Annotated in this window: 24 protein-coding genes; 16 read left to right on the top strand and 8 right to left on the bottom strand. The window is 60.9% G+C overall.

Annotated elements, in window-relative coordinates; all coding sequences use genetic code 11:
• The first annotated feature begins 3 nt into the window (after window positions 1–3).
• The 10 genes from C6W55_RS07465 (at window position 4) to C6W55_RS07420 (ending at window position 9226) form a co-directional block, all read left to right on the top strand.
• Window positions 4–660: a sensor histidine kinase gene (locus C6W55_RS07465; protein WP_286892228.1), complete on the top strand. Its 657-nt coding sequence runs from the start codon at window positions 4–6 to the stop codon at window positions 658–660.
• Window positions 661–1108: 448 nt separating this feature from the next.
• A complete protein-coding gene (locus tag C6W55_RS07460; RefSeq protein ID WP_286892145.1) occupies window positions 1109–1741 on the top strand; it encodes a glycoside hydrolase family 11 protein in 633 nt (210 codons plus the stop codon).
• Window positions 1742–1871: 130 nt separating this feature from the next.
• Window positions 1872–2711, top strand: a complete 840-nt coding sequence (locus C6W55_RS07455) for a formylglycine-generating enzyme family protein (RefSeq protein ID WP_483316355.1) — start codon at window positions 1872–1874, stop codon at window positions 2709–2711.
• Between the two features lie 25 nt (window positions 2712–2736).
• Entirely contained in the window at window positions 2737–3372 is a 636-nt protein-coding gene (locus C6W55_RS07450) for a glycoside hydrolase family 11 protein (protein ID WP_286892143.1), read from the top strand.
• A gap of 456 nt (window positions 3373–3828) precedes the next feature.
• Window positions 3829–4572: an MFS transporter gene (locus C6W55_RS07445; protein WP_286892142.1), complete on the top strand. Its 744-nt coding sequence runs from the start codon at window positions 3829–3831 to the stop codon at window positions 4570–4572.
• A 54-nt stretch (window positions 4573–4626) separates the two neighbouring features.
• Window positions 4627–5013 carry an MFS transporter gene (locus tag C6W55_RS07440; RefSeq protein WP_286892141.1) on the top strand — a complete coding sequence of 129 codons (387 nt, stop codon included), beginning with the start codon at window positions 4627–4629 and terminating at the stop codon, window positions 5011–5013.
• A 220-nt stretch (window positions 5014–5233) separates the two neighbouring features.
• Window positions 5234–7363 carry a sensor domain-containing protein gene (locus C6W55_RS07435; RefSeq protein WP_286892140.1) on the top strand — a complete coding sequence of 710 codons (2130 nt, stop codon included), beginning with the start codon at window positions 5234–5236 and terminating at the stop codon, window positions 7361–7363.
• Window positions 7364–7534: 171 nt separating this feature from the next.
• The gene (locus C6W55_RS07430; RefSeq protein WP_286892139.1) at window positions 7535–8104 is read left to right on the top strand and encodes a DUF4256 domain-containing protein; all 570 of its coding nucleotides are present in this window, start codon (window positions 7535–7537) and stop codon (window positions 8102–8104) included.
• Window positions 8105–8210: 106 nt separating this feature from the next.
• Entirely contained in the window at window positions 8211–8906 is a 696-nt protein-coding gene (locus C6W55_RS07425; protein ID WP_286892138.1) for an AzlC family ABC transporter permease, read from the top strand.
• Window positions 8903–9226 (top strand): AzlD domain-containing protein, encoded by a 324-nt coding sequence (locus C6W55_RS07420; protein WP_286892137.1) that lies wholly within the window; start codon window positions 8903–8905, stop codon window positions 9224–9226. The genes C6W55_RS07425 and C6W55_RS07420 overlap by 4 nt, the downstream gene beginning before the upstream one ends.
• 91 nt (window positions 9227–9317) lie before the next feature.
• Here C6W55_RS07420 and C6W55_RS07415 read toward each other — a convergent pair whose 3' ends face one another.
• The 6 genes from C6W55_RS07415 to C6W55_RS07390 form a co-directional block, all read right to left on the bottom strand.
• Complete coding sequence (locus tag C6W55_RS07415; protein WP_286892135.1) at window positions 9318–9761, bottom strand: MarR family winged helix-turn-helix transcriptional regulator; 444 nt, start codon at window positions 9759–9761, stop codon at window positions 9318–9320.
• Window positions 9762–9896: 135 nt separating this feature from the next.
• Window positions 9897–10709: an alpha/beta fold hydrolase gene (locus C6W55_RS07410; protein WP_286892227.1), complete on the bottom strand. Its 813-nt coding sequence runs from the start codon at window positions 10707–10709 to the stop codon at window positions 9897–9899.
• A 162-nt stretch (window positions 10710–10871) separates the two neighbouring features.
• Complete coding sequence (locus tag C6W55_RS07405; protein ID WP_286892133.1) at window positions 10872–11801, bottom strand: MetQ/NlpA family ABC transporter substrate-binding protein; 930 nt, start codon at window positions 11799–11801, stop codon at window positions 10872–10874.
• A gap of 27 nt (window positions 11802–11828) precedes the next feature.
• Window positions 11829–12497 (bottom strand): methionine ABC transporter permease, encoded by a 669-nt coding sequence (locus tag C6W55_RS07400; RefSeq protein ID WP_286892132.1) that lies wholly within the window; start codon window positions 12495–12497, stop codon window positions 11829–11831.
• Window positions 12487–13497 (bottom strand): methionine ABC transporter ATP-binding protein, encoded by a 1011-nt coding sequence (locus tag C6W55_RS07395; RefSeq protein WP_483316354.1) that lies wholly within the window; start codon window positions 13495–13497, stop codon window positions 12487–12489. The genes C6W55_RS07400 and C6W55_RS07395 overlap by 11 nt, the downstream gene beginning before the upstream one ends.
• A gap of 200 nt (window positions 13498–13697) precedes the next feature.
• Window positions 13698–14603 (bottom strand): aldo/keto reductase, encoded by a 906-nt coding sequence (locus tag C6W55_RS07390; protein ID WP_286892130.1) that lies wholly within the window; start codon window positions 14601–14603, stop codon window positions 13698–13700.
• A gap of 328 nt (window positions 14604–14931) precedes the next feature.
• Between C6W55_RS07390 and C6W55_RS07385 the strand changes: the two genes are divergently transcribed.
• Window positions 14932–15624 carry a response regulator transcription factor gene (locus tag C6W55_RS07385; protein ID WP_286892129.1) on the top strand — a complete coding sequence of 231 codons (693 nt, stop codon included), beginning with the start codon at window positions 14932–14934 and terminating at the stop codon, window positions 15622–15624.
• Window positions 15602–17707: a sensor histidine kinase gene (locus C6W55_RS07380; RefSeq protein ID WP_286892128.1), complete on the top strand. Its 2106-nt coding sequence runs from the start codon at window positions 15602–15604 to the stop codon at window positions 17705–17707. Before C6W55_RS07385 ends, C6W55_RS07380 begins: the two co-directional genes overlap by 23 nt.
• A 98-nt stretch (window positions 17708–17805) precedes the next feature.
• Here the strand turns inward: C6W55_RS07380 and C6W55_RS07375 are convergent, their stop codons facing one another.
• A complete protein-coding gene (locus C6W55_RS07375; protein ID WP_286892127.1) occupies window positions 17806–18786 on the bottom strand; it encodes a glycoside hydrolase family 43 protein in 981 nt (326 codons plus the stop codon).
• A 194-nt stretch (window positions 18787–18980) separates the two neighbouring features.
• Between C6W55_RS07375 and C6W55_RS07370 the strand changes: the two genes are divergently transcribed.
• Window positions 18981–19325, top strand: a complete 345-nt coding sequence (locus tag C6W55_RS07370; RefSeq protein ID WP_286892126.1) for a hypothetical protein — start codon at window positions 18981–18983, stop codon at window positions 19323–19325.
• On the opposite strand, the gene C6W55_RS07365 is transcribed toward C6W55_RS07370, so the two are convergent.
• Window positions 19286–19852 (bottom strand): hypothetical protein, encoded by a 567-nt coding sequence (locus C6W55_RS07365; RefSeq protein WP_286892125.1) that lies wholly within the window; start codon window positions 19850–19852, stop codon window positions 19286–19288. The two genes, C6W55_RS07370 and C6W55_RS07365, sit on opposite strands and share 40 nt — an antisense overlap.
• A 140-nt stretch (window positions 19853–19992) precedes the next feature.
• On the opposite strand from C6W55_RS07365, the gene C6W55_RS07360 reads away from it, so the two are divergent.
• Genes C6W55_RS07360 through C6W55_RS07350 form a run of 3 tightly spaced genes read left to right on the top strand, consistent with a single transcriptional unit; the run spans window position 19993 to window position 23158 of the window.
• On the top strand, window positions 19993–20358 hold the full coding sequence (locus C6W55_RS07360; RefSeq protein ID WP_286892124.1) for a hypothetical protein: 366 nt from the start codon (window positions 19993–19995) through the stop codon (window positions 20356–20358).
• 57 nt (window positions 20359–20415) lie between these two features.
• Complete coding sequence (locus C6W55_RS07355; protein WP_286892123.1) at window positions 20416–20742, top strand: nucleoside triphosphate pyrophosphohydrolase; 327 nt, start codon at window positions 20416–20418, stop codon at window positions 20740–20742.
• Window positions 20726–23158 carry a DEAD/DEAH box helicase family protein gene (locus C6W55_RS07350; protein ID WP_286892122.1) on the top strand — a complete coding sequence of 811 codons (2433 nt, stop codon included), beginning with the start codon at window positions 20726–20728 and terminating at the stop codon, window positions 23156–23158. The genes C6W55_RS07355 and C6W55_RS07350 overlap by 17 nt, the downstream gene beginning before the upstream one ends.
• The last annotated feature ends 1 nt before the right edge of the window (window position 23159 follow it).

Below are 23159 nucleotides of genomic sequence, written 5' to 3'. Positions count from 1 at the left end.
GCGATGAAAGAGTCGCTCGCCAAGGCGGTCGATCTGGAAGTGGCGTTTCTGCAGTCGCAGATCAAGCCGCATTTTCTGTACAATGTGCTGAACAGCATCGTCGCTTCGAGCTATACGGACGCGGAACGCTCGCGCAGGTTGACGACGGATCTGGCCGACTATCTGCGCGGAAGTTTCCGGTTCAGCAACGCGGACCACCGGATCACGTTCGAGGAGGAGTTCAGCCTGATCCGGACGTATGTCGAGATCGAGAAGGCGCGTTTCAAGGACCGGCTGCGGTTCGAAGCGGACATCGCGGAAGGGATGCTTTCGGTCAGCATTCCGCCGCTGCTGATCCAGCCGCTCGTCGAAAACGCGATCCGGCACGGGATCGGCGGCCGGGTGGAAGGCGGGATGGTCCGGCTGTCGGCGTACGAGGCGGATGGCGAGTACCGGTTCGTGATCGAAGACGACGGCGTCGGCATGGCAGGCGTGACGGGGAACGGGCGGCCGGACGGGCAGTCCGGGCAGTCCGCCGTCGGCTTGGATGGCCGCCAGGGCGTAGGCCTGCTGAACATCAACAAGCGGCTGAAGTACGCGTACGGCACGGAACTGCTGATGGAAAGCGAGCCCGGCCGCGGCACGAAGGTAACGGTGCGGATTCCCGCGCATGTGGCGTGAAGCGGGTAGCTCGGGTGGTCCGCGTGGAGGGGGTTGGCGCGGGGTGGCCCCCGCCCTGCCGTCATTAACGGCACAGTATGCCGTTAATGGCCCCGCCACCGGCCCGCGAGCGGCAAATAACGGCACGAAATGCCGTTATTCGCCGCATCATGACCGCCCCTCCGACAAATGCACATGACGGCTCCCGCAAAACGCGGAACAGCCGGTTGCCGGGCATGGAAGTCCGGCAACCGGCTGTTCATTTTTCTCACCGGAAGAAAAAATTGTTAAATTCATGGGGGCATGTCCTTTAATTTCTCACATTGAGCAGAATGCGCTTACATTCTATAATCTCCCTGCAAAGGAGGTGACTGTAAATGCAAGCGCCATATGACACCGGGTAAACCTTGGTCTGTCGGTAAGCGCTAACAATTCGCATCAAAACCATTATGTTCAGGAGGGATCGATAATGTTCAAGAAAAAGAAACTGATGGCGGTGCTGGTGGCCGTGGCGATGGTATCCGCATTGTTCGCCGTAAATGGCGCCAGCGCGAACACGTACTGGCAATATTGGACGGACGGCATCGGGTATGTGAACGCGACGAACGGACAAGGCGGCAACTACAGCGTAAGCTGGAGCAACAGCGGCAACTTCGTCATCGGCAAAGGCTGGCAATACGGTGCGCACAACCGCGTCGTCAACTACAACGCCGGCGCATGGCAGCCGAACGGCAACGCGTATCTGACGCTGTACGGCTGGACGCGCAACCCGCTCATCGAATACTACGTCGTCGACAGCTGGGGCAGCTACCGCCCGACCGGCGACTACCGGGGCAGCGTGTACAGCGACGGCGCATGGTATGACCTCTATCACAGCTGGCGCTACAACGCACCGTCCATCGACGGTACGCAAACGTTCCAACAATACTGGAGCGTTCGTCAACAGAAGCGCCCGACGGGCAGCAACGTCTCTATCACGTTCGAAAACCACGTGAACGCATGGGGCGCTGCAGGCATGCCGATGGGCAGCAACTGGTCGTATCAAGTGCTCGCAACCGAAGGCTACTACAGCAGCGGATATTCCAACGTCACGGTGTGGTGATGAACGGGCCGGCCGGCCGCACAGCCGGCCGGTCTTCCATTTGTCGCCGGGCCGAAGCGGATTCTGATCGTGCGAAGGGGGCCGTATCGTGAGAAGAAAGAAAACGTTTGTCTGCGCGGCTTTTGTTCTGATGGCTGCGGCTGTGGCGGTCGGCGGATGTGCGAGCGGACAGGTGAGCCGGGCGGCTCAGACGGACGAAGGACATAAGACGGGTCAAATGGTACTGGTCGAAGGGGGGACATTCAAGCACAAAAGGTCCAACTACTCCGACGGGGAGATTACCATCCGGGACTTCTACATCGGCAAATACGAAGTGACCCAGCGGGAATGGACGGCCGTGATGGGAAGCAATCCGTCCAGATTCAGGGGGGACAATCTCCCGGTCGATTCGGTCAGTTGGTACGAGGCCATCGAATACTGCAACCGCAGGAGCCTGATGGAAGGGCTCGAGCCGTACTACAACATCGACAAGAGTCAAGCGGACCCGGACAACAAGAGCGAGATCGATCCGCACAAATGGATCGTGACGATCAACGAAGGCGCGAACGGCTACCGGCTGCCGACGGAACTGGAGTGGGAATACGCCGCGAGCGGCGGCCAGAAGAGCAAGGGCTTCAAATACAGCGGGGGCAACAAGCCGGACGACGTGTCCTGGAACTGGCGCAACGCCGGAAGCAAATACCTGAAAGGCGGCTGGAGCTGGCAGTCCATCGAGAACAACGAGAACCGCACCCGGCCTGTCGGAAAGAAAAAGGCGAACGAGCTCGGGATCCACGACATGTCGGGCAACGTCAGAGAATGGTGCTGGGACTGGTACGAGGATGAGATCGTGGAATCGGGCATGTTCCGTGTGGTGCGGGGTGGCGGATGGCTGGGCGACGTCCACACCCTCGAGATTGTGTTCCGGGGCATGTTCGAGGCGAGCGGCGTCGGTCCCGACCAGGGATTCCGCGTCGCGCGCAACGCCTGATTCTTCCTGAAAGGGGAGCGGCGGCATGAAGGGAAGAAAATATCTGTTGACGCTGGCTGCCATGGTGACGGCGGCCTCCCTGTTCGCGGTGAGTGCGGGCGCGAACGCCATTCTGAACTGGTATTTCTGGACGGACGGCAACGGAAATGTGAACGCCGTCAATGGTCCGGGCGGCCAATACAGCGTCAATTGGAGCGGGAACGGTCTGTTCATTGCGGGCAAAGGCTGGCTTCAAGGATCGCCGGACCGGATCATCCACTATACCGCGAATGATTTTCAGACGGACGGCAACGCTTTTCTGATGGTGTACGGGTGGACGAGAAATCCGCTTGTCGAATACCGCGTCGTCGACAACTGGGGGAATTGGCGACCCGTCACCGCCGACTACCGGGGGTCCGTCTACAGCGACGGGGCCTGGTACGATCTGTATCACGCCTGGCGGTACAATGCGCCGTCTCCCGACGGCACGCAGACATTCCGGCAATACTGGAGCGTTCGCCAGACGAAGCGGCCGATCGGTTCGAGATCCGCGGTTACGCTCGAAGCGCATGTGAAGGCGTGGGACAACGCCGGTATGTCCCCGGGAAGCAGATGGGCGCACCAGATTCTGGCCGTCGAAGGGGGCAGCGGCACGGGACAGGCAAGCATCACCGTCTGGTAACAAAACCGGAACGGTGGACGCTGCCGCCCGTGTCTTTGCTGAATGGCGATGAGAAGATTCCGGCCCGCAAGTTTTCCACCGGAGACAAACTCCGCAACCTGGCGGACGAAAAGCAAACGGTTCAGACAACGGGAGCGTGATCCGGCACGTTCCCGTTGTCGTTTTCGCGACGGACCGGCGTCACGAAACCCGTGAACACCGGATCAGGCCGCGGTTGATGCCCGCCCGCCTGACGATGCTTTGGCGGTTATCGCGTCAAGATTCCGTGCCCGTCGATGAACGCGAGACAGGCTTCGGGGATGGCTTGTCTCGTTTTACCTTTGCGGCGGTCACACGGGGGCCGGGGCATATGTTTTTTCCGAATATCGTCCAATTGAATTTCCGCGAAAAGTTCCGATATGATGATTACGTTGACCATTCAACCAATACAGCATCGATTTGCAGAAAGGCCGGACCATGATGAACCAGAAATATTTGCGCAAAACCGGACTCGTCATCCTCATCTCCGTCCTGTCGATGATTCCGCCCCTTGCCACCGACATGTACATGCCCTCCCTGCCGGAGCTGACGGATTACTTCGATACGACCTCCTCGCTCACCAGTTTCTCGATGTCGATCTTCTTCATCTTCATGGCCGTCGGGATGCTCATCCTCGGTCCCGTAAGCGACAAATACGGCCGCAAGCCGATCCTGCTGCTCAGCGTGGCGACCACGATGGCGTTCAGCGCCCTGTGCGCGTGGGCGCCGACCATCGGTGTATTCTTGCTGGTGCGGGCCATTCAGGCGTTCGGCGCGGGCGGGATGGTCACGATCGCCACGGCGATGATCCGCGACAGCTTCGAAGGCAAGGCGATGTCGCAGATCATCTCGATCACCCAGGTGCTGACCCTGCTGGCCCCGATGGGCGCGCCCATCCTCGGCGCACTCATCATCCAATATGCGAACTGGAAAATGACGTTCATCACCCTGGCGGTTCTGATGACCGTGACGCTGATCGCCGTGCTGCTGCTGCAGGAGACGCTGCCGAAGGATCGCCGGAATGCGGGTAACCTTCTCCACTCGATCATGGGGCTGACGCGTGCGGTCCGGAACCGGCGGTTCACGGCGCTCCTGCTTGCCGGCGGGCTTCTGACTTCGCCGTTCATGGCCTATCTGGGCGTCGCTTCCTACATATATATTGTAGGATTCGGCATTTCGTAAACGTCGTTCAGCCTGTTCTTCGCCACGAACTCCGCGTTCAGCATCGTCGGACCGATGCTCTACATGCGCATCGGGCCGCGTCCCATCCGGAAGGTGTTCGCCGCGGGCTATGCCGTTGTGCTGCTCTCGGCCGTGCTCATGCTCACGATCGGCCATTTCAGTCCGGTCGCGTTCCTGCTCACGTTCATTCCGTTCGTCATGCTGTCGAGCTATTTCCGCCCGTTCATCTCCGACCGGCTGCTGTCGATGCAGAAGGAAGACATCGGCGCCGCTTCGGCTGCGATGAACTTCGGCTTCACCGTGCTCGGCAGCGTCGGGATGATGACGGGTTCGCTGGAGTGGGGCAATTACATCAACGGTCTCGGCTTCACGATGTTGATTTTCCTGGCGGTCTCGCTGCTCATCACGGTCTATGCGATGCGGACAAAAATCATGGAGTGACGCCACCGAAAGTTGTATAATAAAAGAATCGATTATTCGACATGATTCGGGTTTTAGCCCATGGCATCACCGTCAAAACAGGCCATACAGAACCTTGTTCAGGAACTGTTCAGACCAAAGGATCTATACTGGGTAAGTGTCGGGTAATGCGCAGTCTGTCGGATACCCGCGCTCGCATTCCGTCGTTGAAGGCCTGCCAGGCCCTGGAGGAGAACATTTCATGCGGCTCGAACATCTCCTGGAACAACTCGAACAGATCCAAATGTCTGACGAACAGAGGCGGACCCTGAGGCAGCTTGTCGACATCTGTCGGGTGCTGGATGACTCCGTCATCGTGGCCATTACGGATGCGCAGGGCGTCATCACCGAGGTCAACGACAAGTTCGTGGAGATTTCCCGATACAGCCGCGACGAACTGATCGGCAACACGCACCGGATCGTCAATTCCGGCTACCATCCCCGTTCGTTCTTCGAGGACTTGTGGAACACGATCCGTTCGGGCCGGGTATGGACCGGCGAGATCCGGAACCGTGCGAAGGACGGGTCGACATACTGGGTGAACACCACGATCGTCCCTTTCCTGGACGAGTCCGGCAAGCCGTACCAGTACATCTCCATCCGCACCGACATCACCGAGCGTGTCCGGATGGAGAAGGAGTTGCACCAGGCGCTCGAAAATGATTTTCAGCGGATCATCCGGCAATTGGCGAACCTGATGTTCAAGATCCGGACGGACGATGAAGGCAAGTTGCGGTTCGTCCTGGCCGAAGGCATGATGGCCGAGGAGCTTTCGTTCACGACGGAGAAGGTGCGGGATCGCGAGATCCGCGAACTGTTCCCGCCAGGAACGTCGGACGTGATGGAGAGGATGGCCCGGTCCGCCCAGGAAGGCAGGCATGTCCAGTTCGAGTTGAACGTCTGGAGCCGGAGTTTTCTGATCCATCTGTCACCCATCGTGCGGGACCGCGAAGTCAGGGAACTCGTCGGCACCGCGATCGACATCAGCGAGCGGCACAGGGCCGAAGCGAAAATGAAGTACATGGCCTACCACGACCCGCTGACCTCCCTGCCGAACCGCGTCATGTTCATGGACCAGGTCGAGAGCCTGATCGCAAGCGACCGGACGAGCGGCACGCCGTTCACGGTCATGTTCCTCGATCTGGACGGATTCAAAAACATCAACGATACGCTCGGACATGCGGCGGGTGACGAACTGCTCCGGCTGGTCGGCAGCCGCCTCATCCGCTTCGCGGGTACCCATGACATCGCTTCCAGATTCGGAGGCGATGAATTTGCCGTTCTGCTGCCCGGGATGGATGAACAGGGCGCGCGCGAGAGCGCAAAACGGCTTCTGGAGATGCTCGGACAGCCGTACGTCGTCAACAATCTCGAAATTTATGTCTACCCGAGCATCGGCATCAGTCTGTATCCCCGGGACGGCGACACGGCCGACACGCTGATCAAGCACGCGGACGCCGCGATGTACCATGCCAAGGGGATGGGCAAGCACAATTTCCAATTTTTCGATCCCGGCATGATCGAGAACCGGTTGCGGAAGCTGCGGTTCGAATCCGCCCTGCGCAAGGCGGTCGAGAAAGGGCGGTTTCTGTTGCATTATCAGCCGCAGATCGATATGGAACGGAACCGGATCATCGGGATCGAAGCGCTCATCCGGTGGGATCATCCGGAATCCGGCCTGCTTCCGCCGGCCGACTTCATTCCGGCCGCGGAGGAGAACGGGCTGATCATTCCGATCGGAAGATGGGTGCTGCGGGAGGCCTGCAGGCAGAACAAGGCATGGCAGGATGCCGGGTACGAGCCCGTTCCCGTGGCCGTCAACATCTCGGCGCGCCAGTTCATGGCCGTCGGTTTCACCGATACGGTCCGCTCGGTCCTGGAGGAGACGGGGCTTGATCCGCGGTATCTGGAACTGGAGATTACGGAGAACATGATTTCGGACGTCCGGTCCGTGAAGGAGATCGTCGCCGAGCTCGGGGAGATCGGCGTGACGGTCAGCATCGACGATTTCGGTTCCGGGTTCAGTTCCCTGCGGCTGCTCAGCGAGCTGCCGATCCACAAGCTGAAGATCGACAGGACGTTCTTCCGGGATCTGGACGAGCGGAACAAGTCGCTGGTGCGGGCGATGATCACGCTCGCCCGCAATCTCGGTCTGGAAGTGCTCGCCGAAGGCGTGGAGACCGACGAGCAACTGGAGTTCCTGAAGTTGCTGGAATGCGCATGGGTGCAGGGCAACCGTTACTGCGAGCCGATGGAGCCGGATAAAATCGAATCGCTGCTGCAGGGAGGCGGAACGTACGGGCTTCCCGCGGCGAACGGGAGGGGATGGTAGCCCGGAGACGGCCTTGCCATCCCTTTTCCTTGACGGCGCGAACCTTCCCGGCCATAATGGATGGAACAGGGCGTGAATCCGGACATGCCGCATCATGAGACCGGACCGTTCGGGGAAACATCAGACGGGATGCGGCTTGGCGGAGATGGATAACGGAAAGGAGTGGCGTCCATGACCGAATCCGTTAGGGAGCTGGCCCCAGAAGAGCTGAGGGCACTGCTTGAAACGCTGAAAGCCCGTTTCGCCAAACACCCCGGCCGCCATGAAGGCATCACGTGGGACGAAGTTTCGGCCCGGCTGGAAGCCGCCGATCCCGGCAAGCTGTGGTCGCTTCGCGAGATGGAACGGACCGGCGGCGAACCGGATGTCACGGGCCGCGATCCGGAGACGGGCGAGCTGCTGTTCGTCGATTGCTCGGCCGAAAGCCCGAAGGGCCGCCGAAGCGTCTGCTACGACCCGGAGGCGCTGGCATCGCGGAAAGAACACAAGCCGGCGGACAGCGCGGAGGGCATGGCCGAAGCGATGGGCATCGAGTTGCTGACCGAAGAGCAGTACCGTTCGCTGCAGGAGCTCGGGGAATTCGACCGGAAGACGTCGAGCTGGATCCGAACGCCCGAGAAGATCCGCAAGCTCGGCGGCGCGCTGTTCTGCGACCGGCGCTACGACACGGTGTTCGTCTATCACAACGGTGCCGAATCCTATTACGCCGCGAGGGGATTCCGCGGGTTGCTCAGGGTCTAGCGGGAAGCGGAAAGGTTGAATATCGGCGAAGATGGAGGCGCATACGCGGTCTCCAATTTTTTTCATTGGACTGATATCGGTTTTTATTCTGCAGGGGTGGGACTTCATGAACAGCGAGACGACATTGTCATTCCGGCAGGGCGTGACCGATTGCGTGCCGACGCTTCTCGGGTATCTGTCGATCGGTTTCGCGGCCGGGGTCATCGAGGCGACGGCGGGCATGAGTCTTCTGGAGATCGGGCTGCTGTCGCTGTTTCTCTATGCCGGATCGGCGCAGTTCATCACGGCGGGCATGGTGATGGCGGGGGCGCCGGTCGCGTCCATCGTGGTCACCGTCTTCTTCGTCAACCTAAGGCATCTGCTGCTGAGCGCCGCGCTCGCGCCGAACTTCGCGACGTATTCGCCGCTTAGAAATTTTCTGATCGGGGCGCAACTGACCGACGAGACGTTCGGAGTGGCCGCGGGCAAGTTGAACGGCGGCGAGCGGCACGCGGACCGGTGGATGTTCGGGTTGAACGTGACGGCCCATGCCAACTGGATCATCGCCAACCTGCTCGGCGCGCTGATCGGCGGGTGGATCGCGGATCCGGAACGGTACGGGCTGCACTACGCGCTGCCGGCCATGTTCATCGGGCTGGCGGCCATGATCGTGACGCAGCGCAAACAATACAAGCGCGATCTGCTCGTGATCGCCTGCGCGGCCGGCGGTTTCGCGCTGGCGTTCATCTGGCTGCCGGGCCATGTCGCCGTCATGGCGGGCGCGGTGCTGGCAGCGATCGCAGGGGCGGTGACGGAGCGATGAGCGTGAGCCGCGAATTTCTGTGGATTCTGATCGGAACGGCTGCCGTGACCCTGATTCCGCGGACGCTGCCGCTTGTTCTCATCAGCCGGATGAAGCTGCCGGATTATGTCATGAAATTTTTGAAGCATGTGCCGCTGGCGGTGATGACGGCGCTGGTGGCGCAGTCCGTGCTGACCGAGGGCGAGGAATGGATGTCGCCGGACAATTCGGACTGGCTCGCGTTCTTCCCGACGCTGGCCGTCGCGCTGTTGACCCGCAGCCTGCTGCTGACGGTGGTCACCGGCGTCGTCTCCGCCGCGCTGCTCGCCTGGCTTTTCTGACGCGGAGACCGCGGATTGGCATCGGACCGGGGGAGAGCATGCGCATGGGGAAGATGGCCATCGGGGTCGAATGCTCGACACGGCCAGACGCTCAGGGCTGACCGAAGATGTTCACCAGTTTGACGAGCAGCGCTTTGAGCGCCGCGAATTCTTCTCCGGTCATGCCCTGCTTCACCCGCTCTTCCACGGCGACGGCGAAATGCTGCGTTTCCTCGGCAAGCTTCTTTCCCGCATCCGTCAGGAAAATCTGTTTCGACCGGCCGTCCTCGGGACTGCTCCGGCGCACGATCAATCCCCTGCTCTCCAGTCCGTTCATCAGGCTGGTGACGCTCGGCCGCTCGATCATCAGAATCTGCTCGAGCTGCGAAGGGGTGATGCCGGGATAATGGAGGATGACGCCGAGGGCGCTCCATTGCGTATGCGTCAGGCCGACGGGACGCAACATCTGCTCGATCTCCCGGCGGAGCGTAATGTATCCCGTCTTCACGAGCCGGCCGATCGGCCCCTGATCCCATTGCCATTCCGGTTGCGGCATGTCCATAGCCTCCGAATCGCGCGCGTCTCCGTTCGCGCATATGGTTAGAATTCTAACCATAGCATGGCCGAAACGGACGGGGAAGTCAAGGCGCCGGACGCCGCGTCCCGTCGGCCGCCGGGCCGGGATCGGCCGTCACCCCGCGAACTCCGCAATCAGCCGGTTGAACTCCTCCCGCTCTTCCCAGAACAGACCGTGGCCGCTGTAGGTGAAGGGCACGAGTCGGGATTGCGGGATGCGCGCATGCAGTTCCTGCGCGTTGGCGAACGGCACCACCTGGTCGTGGATGCCGTGGGTGATCAGCGTGGGAACGGTGATGGCGGCAAGATCGCCGTACAGATTCGTATCCCGGAGCAGGCGGATCATCGCCGCCGTGGACCAGCCCGCCGCCTGCAGTCCGAGGCCGATGAACCATTCCCGGAACGGCTCGGTCGCGTAGCGGAAGAAGAAGCTGTCCGCCACGTGCCGCATCAGGTTCGGCCGGTCGCCGCTGTTTACGGCCAGGAACCGTTCCGCCGTCTCCGGCGTGAAGGAGGTCGGCGCCGCCGCGGCGATCAGGACGAGCTTCGCCACGCCGTGTTCCTTGTGCCGTGCCATGTAATGGATCGAGATTGCGCCGCCCGCCGAATGGCCGGCCAGCACGACGTTCTGCAGTTGTTTCTGGTCGAACACCGCGCGGATGTCGTCCGCCAGCCGGTCGAAGTTGTACCCGTCGTACGGTTTGTCCGATTGGCCGAAGCCGCGCCAGTCGATGCCGATGACGCGGTACCCCAGGGCGGGCAGCGCGTCGAATTGATACTCGAACTGCTTGTGGCTCAGCGGCCAGCCGTGGATGAACACGATCGTTCTGGCGCCGCCGGGATTCAAATCTTCGACGTACAGCCGGACGCCGGGTTCCACCGTGATATATTCGCCCATTTTCCATTCCCTCCGAACCGAAGTCTCCATCACTTCAGCATACTCGCCGGGAAAGGGGAAAATGCCCGTTCATCCGGGAACCGTTTTGTCCTGTCCGAAAGCTTCGGCTGGGGCGGGACGTCCGGTCGTCGTGCGTGCCAAAAAAGAAAAAGCCCCGGTTCGCCGGGGCTTTGGCGGTTCTGCTTACGCCTGTCAGAATGCGGGCACGACCGCGCCTTCGTACTTCTCCTCGATGAACTGCTTCACTTCGGGCGAGTTGAGCGCGGCGGCCAGCTTCCGGATGGCTTCGTCATCCCGGTTGTCCGGGCGTGCCGTCAGAATGTTGACGTAGGGCGAATCGCTGTCTTCGATGAACAGCGCGTCCCGCGTCGGCACCAGACCGGCCTCGAGGGCGTAGTTGGTGTTGATGACGGCCGCATCGACATCCGGCAGCACGCGGGGAAGCGTGGCCGCTTCCAGTTCGATGAATTCGAGCTTCTTCGGATTGTCCGTGATGTCCTGGACGGTCGCGAGAATGCCGACGCCTTCCTTGAGCGTGATCAGATTGTGCTTCGCCAGCAGCGCCAGCGCGCGGCCGCCGTTGGTGGCATCGTTCGGGATGGCGATTTTCGCGCCATCTTTCAGTTCGTCGATGGAAGCGATTTTCCCGGAGTAGGCACCGATCGGTTCGATGTGCACGCCCGTCACTTTCACGAGATCGTACCCTTTCTCCGCGTTGAACTCTTCGAGATACGGGATGTGCTGGAAGTAGTTCGCGTCAAGCTGCTTTTCGTACAACTGCACGTTCGGCTGCACGTAATCGTTGAACACGACAATTTCCAGATTGACGCCTTCCGCCGCCAGCTTGTCCTTCACGAACTCCAGAATCGTCGCGTGCGGTTCGGGGGTGGCACCCACTTTGATCGTGACCGGTTCGGCGGCCGGCGCCTCGTTCCCTCCGGCGGAAGCGTTGTTGGTCGCGGAGGAATCGCCGGACGAAGGGGTCGCGGATTCGGCGGCGTTCGTGCCGGAATTCGCTCCGGTATCGGCTCCTCCGTCGCCGTTCGCGTTCGAACCTCCTCCGCATGCGGACAGCAGTACCAGTGCGGCAACCAACAGCATGAGACCGAATGATTTCTTCATGTTCTCTCCACTCCCTGTTTGCTTTGTCTAATCTATTTGGTTCCTGGACAGCCGTCTGACGAGCCGATCGCCGAACGACTGCAGAAGCTGCACCAGGATAACCAGCAGCACGACGGTTACCAGCATGACGTCGGGCCGGAACCGTTGGTAACCGTAGCGGATGGCCAGGTCCCCCAGACCGCCGCCGCCGATGACGCCGGACATGGCCGTGTATGAAACCAGATTGACGGCGGTCACCGTCACGCCCGCGATCAGCCCGGTGCGGGCCTCGCGGAGCAGCACGCGGCGGATGATGGTCAGGCGTGGCGTCCCCATCGCCTCGGCCGCCTCGATCACCCCGCGGTCGACTTCGCGCAGCGCAATCTCGGTCAATCTGGCGAAGAACGGCGCCGCCGCGATGACGAGCGGGGGAATGGCTCCCTTGACGCCGATCGAGGTGCCGACAAGCCAGCGGGTGAGCGGCATGACGTAGATCAGCATGATGATGAACGGCACCGACCGGGTGACGTTGACGATCAGCGACAGCAGCCGGTGCACCCAGATCTGCTGCCAGAACTGGCCGGGGGACGTGAGGAAGACCAGCACGCCGATCACAAGGCCGATCGGCACGGACAGCGCGAGCGACGCCCCGAGCATGACGAGCGTCTCGCGCGTCGCCTGCCAGATGAGCGGCCAGGGAATCTCATCAAACGTCATCGGACGTCTCCACCTCCCAGCCCTGCTCCCGGAGCCTTCCGATCACGGCATCCTTCTCCCCGGGCGGGCCGGTCAACCTGAGCGTCAGCCGGCCGTAGGGAACGTCGCGAATGCGGGAGACGTTGCCGTGGAGGATGACGAACCGGACGGATGTGCCGCGCACCGCTTCGGAGAGCGCCGGTCTGTCCGCGCTTTCGCCGGAATAGAGCACCCGGACGATCGTCCCGCCGTCCCCGCCGCCGGACAAGTCTTCGCCTTCCCAATCTTCCGTCTGCCGCAGCAGCTCGCGCGTTGCCGGGTGCCGTGGCCGCAGCAGCAGGTCGGGCGTCGCACCCGACTCCACGATCCGTCCCCGGTTCATGACCGCCACCCGGTCGCAGACGGAGCGGACCACCTCGATCTCGTGGGTGACGAGCAGGATGGTGACGCCCAGTTGGCGGTTGATGTCCTTCAGCAGCGCCAGCACGGATCGGGTCGTCTCCTGGTCGAGCGCCGAGGTCGCTTCGTCGCAGAGCAGCACGTCGGGTCTGGCGGCCAGCGCCCGCGCGATGCCGACACGCTGCTTCTGCCCGCCCGAGAGCTGGGACGGGTACTTGTCCGCGTGGCCGGCCATGCCGACGAGTTCGAGCAGCTCGTCCGCCCTGCGCCGGATTTCGTTCCGGGGCAGTCCTTCCAGGCGGAGCGGGAACGCGACGTTGTCGCGGGCCGTCAAGGTCGCGAGCAGGTTGAAGTGCTGGAACACCATGCCGATCTTCCGCCGCCGGGTCTGCAGCTCGCGCGTATTCAGGCGGGTGAGCTCGACGCCGCCGACGGTGACGGTGCCCGAGTCCGGCCTCGCCAGCAGGTTGACGCATCGGAGCAGGGTGCTTTTGCCGGCGCCGGACTGCCCGATGATGCCGAAGATTTCCCCCTTCTTCACGCTCAGCGTGACATGATCAATGACGGTGACGGCGTTGTTACCGGTCCCGTAGGTTTTGCACAGGTTGTCCAGAATGATCAGGCCGATCCCTCCCACCGCAACCGCACGGTTGTCCAAATATACAATATCGCATTGGATTAGTCGGATATAAATAACAGTATATAAACCTTTCCATCCTTGTCAACAGGACGAGCAAAAAAAGGGAAATCCCGGTTTCCCGGGATTTCCCTGTTCACGACATGTTCCTTGTCCGCCTCCGGTCTGCCCGTCAGCCGTCGCCCTCACCGATGCAGTTCGTAACGGTTCGCCCGGGTGACGGCACGGATCGCGGCGAGCTCTTCTTCGGTCAGCGGCGGGGCGGATGCGGCCGACAGGTTGAGCCGGAGCTGCTCCAGGCTGCTCGCGCCCGGAATGACCGTCGCCACCGCCGGATCGGCGAGCGCGTAGCGGATGGCCGTCTGCACGAGCGTGCGGCCTCCGCACAGTTCCAGCAGCCGGCGCCGCACTTCCGGCAGTTCCTCCCGGCTGTAGTCGAGGTAATCCCGCTCCGCCTTCGCCGCTCCGCCTTCCGTCAGGATGCCGCCCGCCAGCGGCCCGCGCGCGATCAGGCCGATGCCGCGGCTTTCGATCAGCCGCAGCGTCTCCTCCTCGGGCCGCCGGTCGAGCATGCTGTACTGGCTCATGAGGCTGACGATGTTCGAACGGCGCGCGTATTCGCGGATCACGTTCGGACGGATGGACGAGATGCCGTAATACCGGATGAGTCCTTCCCGTTTCAACGCTTCGAAGGCTTCGATCGTCTCGTCGATCGGATCGTCGATCGTGCCCCCGTGCAACTGGTACAGATCGATATAGTCCGTTCCCAGCCGGCGCAGGCTGTCGTGAACCGCCTGCTTGATGTACGCCTTCGAAGGATCCCAGACCCAGCCTTCGCGCCCCGGAATGCGCCGGTTGCCGACCTTCGTTGCCACGATCACCTCGCTCCGCCTGCCCCGGATCGCGATCCCGACCAGTTCCTCGTTGCGCCCCGCGTCGTACAGATCGGCGGTATCGAGGAAGTTGACGCCGGCATCGAGCGCTTCATGGATGATCCGGACGGCCGCGGCTTCCTCCGTGCCGAGCGACATGCAACCGAGCCCGATTTCGCTTGCGTACAGATCCGATTGGCCAATCCTGTTCTTCTTCATTCCGTTCCGTCTGCCTCCCGCCAAAAAAAGTTCGTCCTTCTCCCATCATACATGATCATACACGGACGCGCGGCCATCCGAAACCCGTAAACCCGCAAAATGTTGCGGCGGGAGCGCCGCAATGATCCGGCGTCGGCAGGGCGTTCTTGCGGCCGCGGAAGGAACAGGGAGGCGGGAAGTCGAATGATTGGGAAACGCCGGTCCCGTTCAGGCAGGATAGAACCGGATCTTAAGAAATTCTTCATCTTTACCCTTGCCGTTTCACAAAAAATGCTTTCTATAATGGATGGCGTAATCGGCCGATTACAGGGAGGAAGAGGGTTCGGACATGGGCGCACACACGGTGCTCGTCGTCGACGACGACAAGGAAATCCGCGAGGCGATCGGCATCTATCTCCGCAACGAGGGGCTCAACGTGCTGGAAGCCGGAGACGGCCTCGAAGCGCTCGGACTGCTCGAGCGGCATGAAGTCCATCTGATCATCCTGGATGTCATGATGCCGAAGCTCGACGGGATCGGCGCGACGTTCCGGATTCGGGAGAACCGGAACATCCCGATCCTGATGCTGAGCGCCAAGAACGAGGATGCGGACAAAGTGCTCGGCCTGCAGGTCGGCGCCGACGACTACGTGACGAAGCCGTTCAATCCGCTGGAGCTGATCGCGCGGGTGAAGTCATTGCTCCGGCGGTACATGACGCTCGGCATGTACGAGGGCGGCGGCCGCGTCATTCAGTTGAGTGGTCTCACCCTCGATCCGGATGCGAAGGAAGTCCGGCTGAACGGCGAGCCGGTGCGGCTGACGCCGATCGAGTACGGCATCGTGGAATTGCTCATGACGCATGCGGGGCGCGTGTTCTCCATCAATGAGATTTACGAGCGCGTATGGAAGGAGCCCGGCTTCCGCCCGGAAAACACAGTGGCCGTCCACATCCGGAAAATTCGGGAGAAAATCGAGATCGATCCGAAAAATCCGCGCTATCTGAAGGTGGTATGGGGACTTGGGTACAAGATGGAGAAATAGGCTGGCGGCCATAGCGGCGGTGCTCTTTTTGACCATCGGCGTGAACGGGGTGCTGGCCGGCCTCGTCGATTTCGGACGGTACAGCGGCAAGCCGTTCATCGAAGCGACCGGCATCGACCGGGAACTCGGACTGTTCGTCCAGTATCTGTCGTTCTTCGAACTCGCGCCGATCACGTTCGAAGAAGCGCGCAAGCAGATCGAGGTCGGCCGGGAATACATTGAATGGTACAAGCGCACGAATGACCATGCGGAGAAAAGCGACGAGGAAATCCGGCAGATGCTTGCGGAAGAGAAAGAAGACAATTTGCGCCGGTATTTCGAGGAACTGAACAACCTGCGCGCCGATTACAATCGGTACCGGGAACGGTACGCCTTCCATTTCGTCGAGACGGGGACGGGCCGGGTCTATACGAATCTGGAAGCGGAGCTGGAAACTTACGGAAGCGAGGAGAAGGCGCAGGCGGAGATGCTGTTCGTGCTCCGTTATCCCGACCGGGTGGATGGCAGACTGTCGGTCTATGAACTGCCGTATGTCCTGCCGTACCGGGAAGAGTTGGTGAAGGCGGCGGCCGTCCGGCCGGTGAAGCAATTTGGTGGATGGATCGGCGTGCCGAAGTCGGACGCCTTCATGGCGCAATACGAAGATTACCGGCGGCACCGCGGATATACGTTCGGCATGCTGGGGACGGGCGTCGTCCTCCTGGCGCTGCTGCTTGTCGCCGTGAGATTCCGGCAGATACGGGGGGTCGTCCTGCCGGAGGGCGGCGAGTCCGCCGTGCAGAAGATCTGGCGGAACACACCGGTCGATGTTCGGGTGGTGCTGCTGCTGCTCACGGCCATCGCCGCGTTCAACCTGCACGGAGAGGCGATTCTGCCTTACGACCGCCTGGATGAGAACGATCTGGCCATCCTGATCGGGGCGACCGTCTGGAAACTGGTGGTGCTTATCGTCGTGACGGCGGCGCTTGCCATTCAGCTCCGGTTCGCGCAGCGGTCGCTGAAGGAGCCCGAATCGCTCGGCGTTGCGTGGCAAAAGTCGTTGGCGATGCGGCTGTACGGCATCGCTCGCGACGCGTTCCTGAACCTGCGGGTCGGTGTGCAGGTAACGCTGGTGTTCCTCGCGATGTTCGGCCTCGGGTTCGCGACACTCCCCGCCTTTGCCTTGTTCGTGCAAGAACAGTCGATACTGTGGGTGCTGCCGATTCCGGCGGTCACGGCCGCCATCCTGTTTTACGCGCTGCGCCAGGCCGGTTATCTGAACCGGCTGCTCGCCGCCGCCCGGGACCATGCGGTCGGCCGGACCGTGAACGATGTTCCGGTGAAGGGCCGGTCGGTCATGGCGGAACTGGCGGACCATTGGAACAAGATGAGGCGAAGCGCCGAAGCGTCGCGGGCAAGCGAGGCGAGAAGCGAGCGGTTCAAGACGGAGCTGATCACGAACGTCAGCCACGATCTGCGCACGCCTCTCACGTCGGTCATCTCGTATGTGGATCTGCTGAAAAATCCCGATTTGTCGGAGGAAGAGCGGGCATCGTACATCGCGATCATCGATCAGAAGAGCAAGCGGCTGAAGGCGCTGATCGACGACCTGTTCGAAGCGACCAAAATGGCGAGCGGCAGCGTGGAGCTGAACCGTGAGCGGATCGATCTGGCCCAGCTCATCGAACAGGCGCTGGCCGAGTCCGGGGCGAAGGACGGGGCGACGGGCATCGAGTTCCGTGTCAAGCTGCCGAAGTATCCGGTCATCGCCTTCGTCGACGGGCAGAAAATGTGGCGCGTCTTCGACAATCTCATCTCGAACATCATCCGCTATTCGCTGGAAGGCACCCGGGCCTACATCGCGCTCGAACGCGCGGACGGCAAGGCGGAGATCGCGTTCAAGAACGTCGCGAAATACGAACTCGGCGACAACGTCGACGAGCTGCTCGAACGGTTCAAGCGGGGAGATGCTTCGCGGCATACCGAAGGCTCGGGGCTGGGTCTCGCGATCGCGAAGTCGATCGTCGATCTGCACGGCGGGACGTTCGAGTTGGAAGTGGACGGCGATCTGTTCAAAGTGAAGGTGCTGCTGCCGGAGGCGTGAGGACGGAATGTGGCGGCTGGCATTGAAAAAGGGACAGGCTTGGCGGCCGGGAGTGACCCGGCGATCAGCCTGTCCTTTTTTTTATCATTTATAAGGGCTTACGCGTACGGGTCGATCGTCACAATCGTGCCGTCCGGGTTGTAGTGCAGCTCCGTATATTTGACGCAGCGCAGATGGTTGACGCCGCCGGAGAGCGAGGCGTCGTGGTAGAACAGATACCATTTGCCCTGGAACTCGACGATCGAATGGTGCGTCGTCCAGCCGATGACCGGCGTCAGGATGACGCCCTTGTACGTGAACGGCCCGTACGGGTTGTCGCCGATGGCGTACACGAGCTTGTGCGTCGTGCCCGTCGAGTACGACAGGTAGTACTTGCCGTTGTATTTGTGCATCCACGGCCCTTCGAAATAGCGCCGGTCCTCGTCGCCCGCCTTGATCGGCTCGCCGTTCTCGTCGAGAATCTGAATCTCGCGCGGCGTTTCCGCGAAGGTCAGCATGTCACCGCTCAGCCGGGCGACGCGCGGTCCGAGCGCGGGCGCATCCGGTGCGGGCTCCCTGCCTTCCGGATTGAACGTTCCCGTCTGCCATTTCTCGAGCTGGCCGCCCCACAGGCCGCCGAAGTACATGTACGCTTCGCCGTCGTCGTCGACGAGCACGGCCGGGTCGATGCTGAAGCTGCCGGGAATGTAGTTCGGCTCGGGCTTGAACGGACCCGCGGGCTTGTCGCTCACCGCGACGCCGATCCGGAAATTTCCTTCATGGTCGCGCGCGGGGAAATAGAGGTAGTACTTGCCGTTCTTGAACGCGGCGTCCGGCGCCCACATCTGCTTGCTCGCCCACGGTACGTCGCGCACGTGCAGCGCTTCGCCATGGTCGATGACCGGCGAGTCCAGATCATCCATGGAGAGCACGTGGTAGTCTTCCATCTGGTACTGGTCGCCGTTGTCGTTCGTCGGCCCGTCATGCTCGAGGTCATGGGACGGATAAATGTACAGCTTGCCCTCGAAAACATGCGCCGAAGGATCCGCCGTGTAAATATGTCTGACGAGCGGTTCTTTCGGTTGCGGAATGTTCGACATGATGATCCCCTTTCGGTCCAGACATTGGCTCTTCTTGTCCATTATAGCAGGTTGAACCGCTTTCACAAGGGATCGAATTTTAGGTTTTCCCCGCCAAATTAAAGGTTTTCGGAGCGGACCGGACGTCAAATTGACATCCGGATTCCGGATTTGGTTGAATCGGAATAAGCGATATGCGAGGAGGCGGGCCGAACATGATGCATGACCGCGTCAGCACCGGCATCAGGGGAATCGACGACGTCGTCGACGGGCTGAGGCTCGGCGACAACGTCGTGTGGCAAGTCGACGAGATCGGGCAATACGGGAGACTGGCCGCGCGGTTCGCCGGGCAGGCGAAGCGGGACGGACGGAAACTGATCTACGTCCGTTTCGGCAGCCACGAGCCGCTGTTTGCGCCGGATTCGGACACCGTCATCATCGAGCTCAGGGCCGACCGGGGATTCGAACGCTTCGCCGCGTCCGTCCACCGGCTGATCGAGAAGGAAGGTCGGCGGGCGTTCTATGTGTTCGATTGCCTGACCGATGGCATTCCGACCTGATGATCGGCAACTTCTTCCGCGTCACCTGTCCCTGCCTGTATGAACTCAAAACCGTGGCCTGCTTCGCCATCATCCGAAATGCCCAGACGTTCGCGACGATCGCGGGCACCCGCGAGACGACGCAGCTGCTGATCGACGTGTACCGGGTCGGCGGCAGCGAGATGCGGCTGCTCCGGATGCTCGCCGGCCGCGAAGCGCGCCTGCTGAAGCTGTGCGGCCGCTACTTTGCGCTCGCGGACGTCCTCCGGGTCGCGGAGCGCCAGATCGGCAGCGGCTTCATCGGCGGCAAGAGCGTCGGCATGCTGCTCGCCCGGCGCATTCTGGAGGCGGCGGGAGATGCTGGCGCAGCTCGCCGCCGTGTACGAATACCCCGTCGACATCGAGTTCACGGTCAACTTCACGGCGGACGGAGCGTACCGCGTCAACCTGCTGCAATGCCTGCCGCTGCAGACGCGCGGCCTCGGGCGGCCGGTCGAACTGCCCGAGCCGTCGGACGATTGTTTCTTCGCGTCCCGCGGCGGCTTCATGGGCGGCAACGTCCGGCTGCCGATCGACCATGTCGTCTTCGTGCGGCCGGACCGCTATCTCGCGCTGCCCGAGCAGGGCAAGTACGCGGCCGAGCGGCTGATCGGCCGGATCAACAAGGTGTTAAAATGGCAGGCAGACGATGCTGATCGGACCGGGACGGTGGGGGACGACGACGCCGTCGCTCGGGGTGCCGGTCCATTTTGCGGAGCTGTGCCATATGACGGTGCTCTGCGAAGCGGCGCCCAAGGAATCCGGCATCGCGCCCGAGCTGTCGTACGGCAGCCATTTCTTCCTCGATCTCGTGGAAGCGGGTATCTTCTACGCCGCGCTGTCGCCCGGAGAGAAGGATGTGATCTGGCATCCGGAGCGCATGCTCGATTTGCCCAATGCGCTGAGTGAACTGGTGCCGGACGCGTCGCCGCTTGACGAAGTCGTCCACATGGCGCGGACGGACGGGATGGAGATTTTCGCGGACATCGGGTCGCAACGGGTGGTGTGCAGGTAGGGGGCAGGTCCTGAACTATGATATAATAAAACAAGAATTCTAAGACCAGGTGATATTGTGCCAATCTACAACAAACTTGTCCGCGACAAAATTCCGCAGGTGATCGCGGCATCTGGGCTGGGATGTCGTACCCGCATCCTCTCCGACGACGAATATCGCAAGGAATTGAATATCAAGCTTCGGGAAGAAATCGAGGAGTATTTCCGGGCCGGCAACTCGCAGGATGCCCTGGAAGAACTGGCGGATCTGCTCGAGCTCATCCGGGCGCTTGCGCGTGTGCATGGCGCCGATTGGGAACAGCTTGAAGCGCTGCGGGCAAGGAAAGCGGAAGCCCGGGGCGGATTTGAGGAACGGGTGTTTCTGATCGATGTCGACGACCGTTAACGTCAAGCTGATTACTGAAAATCTCGCGGACGAACTGATCAACGCCATTCGGCATGCGAGCGGCATTTACATTATGACATCGTTCGTCATGCTGTCCGGCGTCAGGCTGTTGGCCCCTCATCTGAAACAGGCGCTGGAGCGCGGCGCCGAGGTGAAGGTGTTAGCAGGGGACTACCTGTTCGTCACGCAGCCGGAAGGCTTGAAAGCGCTTATAGAAATAGATGGGCGATTGGAGGCGCGCCTGTGGCGCAGCGCCGGCGCGTCTTTCCACCCGAAAGCTTATCTTTTCGATTATGACCGCGGCGAGGGGCTGCTGATCGTCGGTTCCTCCAATTTTTCGTTTTCCGCCATGCGGATGGGCATCGAGTGGAATCTTGCGATGAATGCGCAGGCGGAGCCGTACACGTTTCAGGTTGCTCTGGACAAATTCATGCGCAGCTTCTACCATGAATCGACAATACCGCTGACTCCCGGGACCATCGCGCAATATGAAGAAGAGTATAAACGTTACTTCCGCAAAAATCCCGAACTGATTCAAAAAATCATTGAAATGGAAGAAGCGGAGTATCGTCAGGATAACGATGCGGGCGCGGCAAGCGATGCCCGGTCAACGGAGACGGCGGAAGCCGTTCTTCCCAGGCCGGTGCAAGAAGAAGCGCTGTACGAGCTTGAACGCACCATGGAAGAGGGCTACGACAAGGCGATGGTCGTCATGGCAACGGGGCTCGGGAAAACCTGGCTTGCCGGCTTCTTCGCGCGGAAGTTTCGCAGCGTGTTGTTTGTCGCGCATCGGGAAGAGATTTTGCTGCAGGCGCAGCAGACGTTTCAGCGGATTATGCCGGAACGCACGACGGGTCTCTACTACGGCCAGGTGAAGGAAAGCGATGCGGAACTTCTGTTCGCTTCCATCTATACACTCGGCATGAGGAAACACCGCGAATCCTTTGCACCGGATCGCTTTGATCTGATCATCGTGGACGAATTTCACCATGCGGCGGCGGCGTCGTACCAGTCGCTGATTTCCCATTTCTCACCGCGATTTCTGCTCGGCATAACCGCCACGCCTGACCGGATGGATGGCAAAGACGTCTATGCGCTGTGTGACGGCAATGTCGCCTATCAGATTCATTTCATTGAAGCAATCCGCCGCGGGTGGTTGTCGCCGTTCCAATATTATGGCGTGTACGATGAAACGGACTATACGAAGATCCGTTGGCTGGGAACGCGCTACGACGAGGAACAGCTTGCCGCCGTTCAGTTGCGGGAACAGTATGCGGCTAAAATTTACGAGGCGTGGACCCGGCACAAACAGACGAGAACGATCGGGTTTTGTTCCTCGATCCGCCAGGCAGACTTTCTGACGCAATATTTCCGCAGCAAAGGCGCTTCGGCGGTGAGCTTGCATTCGGGAACGATCGGCATTACGCGCCAGGAGGCTATTCAAAGGTTGACGGCCGGCGAACTGGACATTATTTTCACCGTTGACCTGTTCAATGAAGGCGTGGACATCCCGGCGGTCGACACGCTGCTGTTTGTGAGGCCGACCGAATCGCTCACGGTGTTCACCCAGCAGGTCGGGCGCGGGCTGCGTGTTGCGGAAGGCAAGACCCATTGCACGATCATTGATCTGATCGGCAACTATCGGAATGCGGATGTCAAGCTGCGGCTGTTCACGGATCGTCGGGGTGAAGGAGAGCGGTACGAGAAGACAGAGAATTTGATCGCGGCCATTCCGGACAATTGCAGTATCCGGTTGGAGACGGAAGTCATCAACCTGCTCGATGAACTCGGACGGAAGAAGCTGCCCCATCGGGAGCGGCTGCTGCAGGCTTTCATGGATTTGAAGAACGAACTGGGCCGGATTCCGACTTATTTGGAGCTTCATCTCCAAGGCAGGGCCAACAGCTGGGAATATCGCAACGAATTCGGTTCTTACGTCGGTTTTCTGCATTGGGCGGAACAGCTATCCGAAGCAGAGGCCGAGGTCTATCATCGATACGAAGCGTGGCTCCGGGACGTCGAGAAGACAACGATGACCAAGAGCTACAAAATGGTCGTGCTCTTGCATATGCTCGAACGCGGCGAAGACCGCTGGATCGAACCGGTGACGCCGGAAGAGGTTGCGCCGTTCTTCCACCGCTATCTCACGGAGAAAGAATACCGGAAGCGAATTGATTTCTCCGACAAGGAATCGCGGAGACTGTGGGAGTATGACGAGAAGAAGGTCAGCCGGCTGATCGCCGAAATGCCGATGACGAAATGGAGTTCGGCAAGGGGCAGCATGACGGCGTTCGAGAATAACGTCTTCTCACTGAAGATCGACCCCGCCCCGGAAGAAAAGCGGGTGCTGCACAAGTGGACGAGAGAGATTTGCCTGTACCGGCTGCACCTGCATTTTGAGCGGAGAGACAAGTGAC

It is taken from the genome of Thermobacillus sp. (assembly GCF_003390775.1).
GTDB lineage: Bacteria > Bacillota > Bacilli > Paenibacillales > Paenibacillaceae > Thermobacillus > Thermobacillus xylanilyticus.
This window is presented reverse-complemented; position numbering and strand designations above follow the sequence as displayed.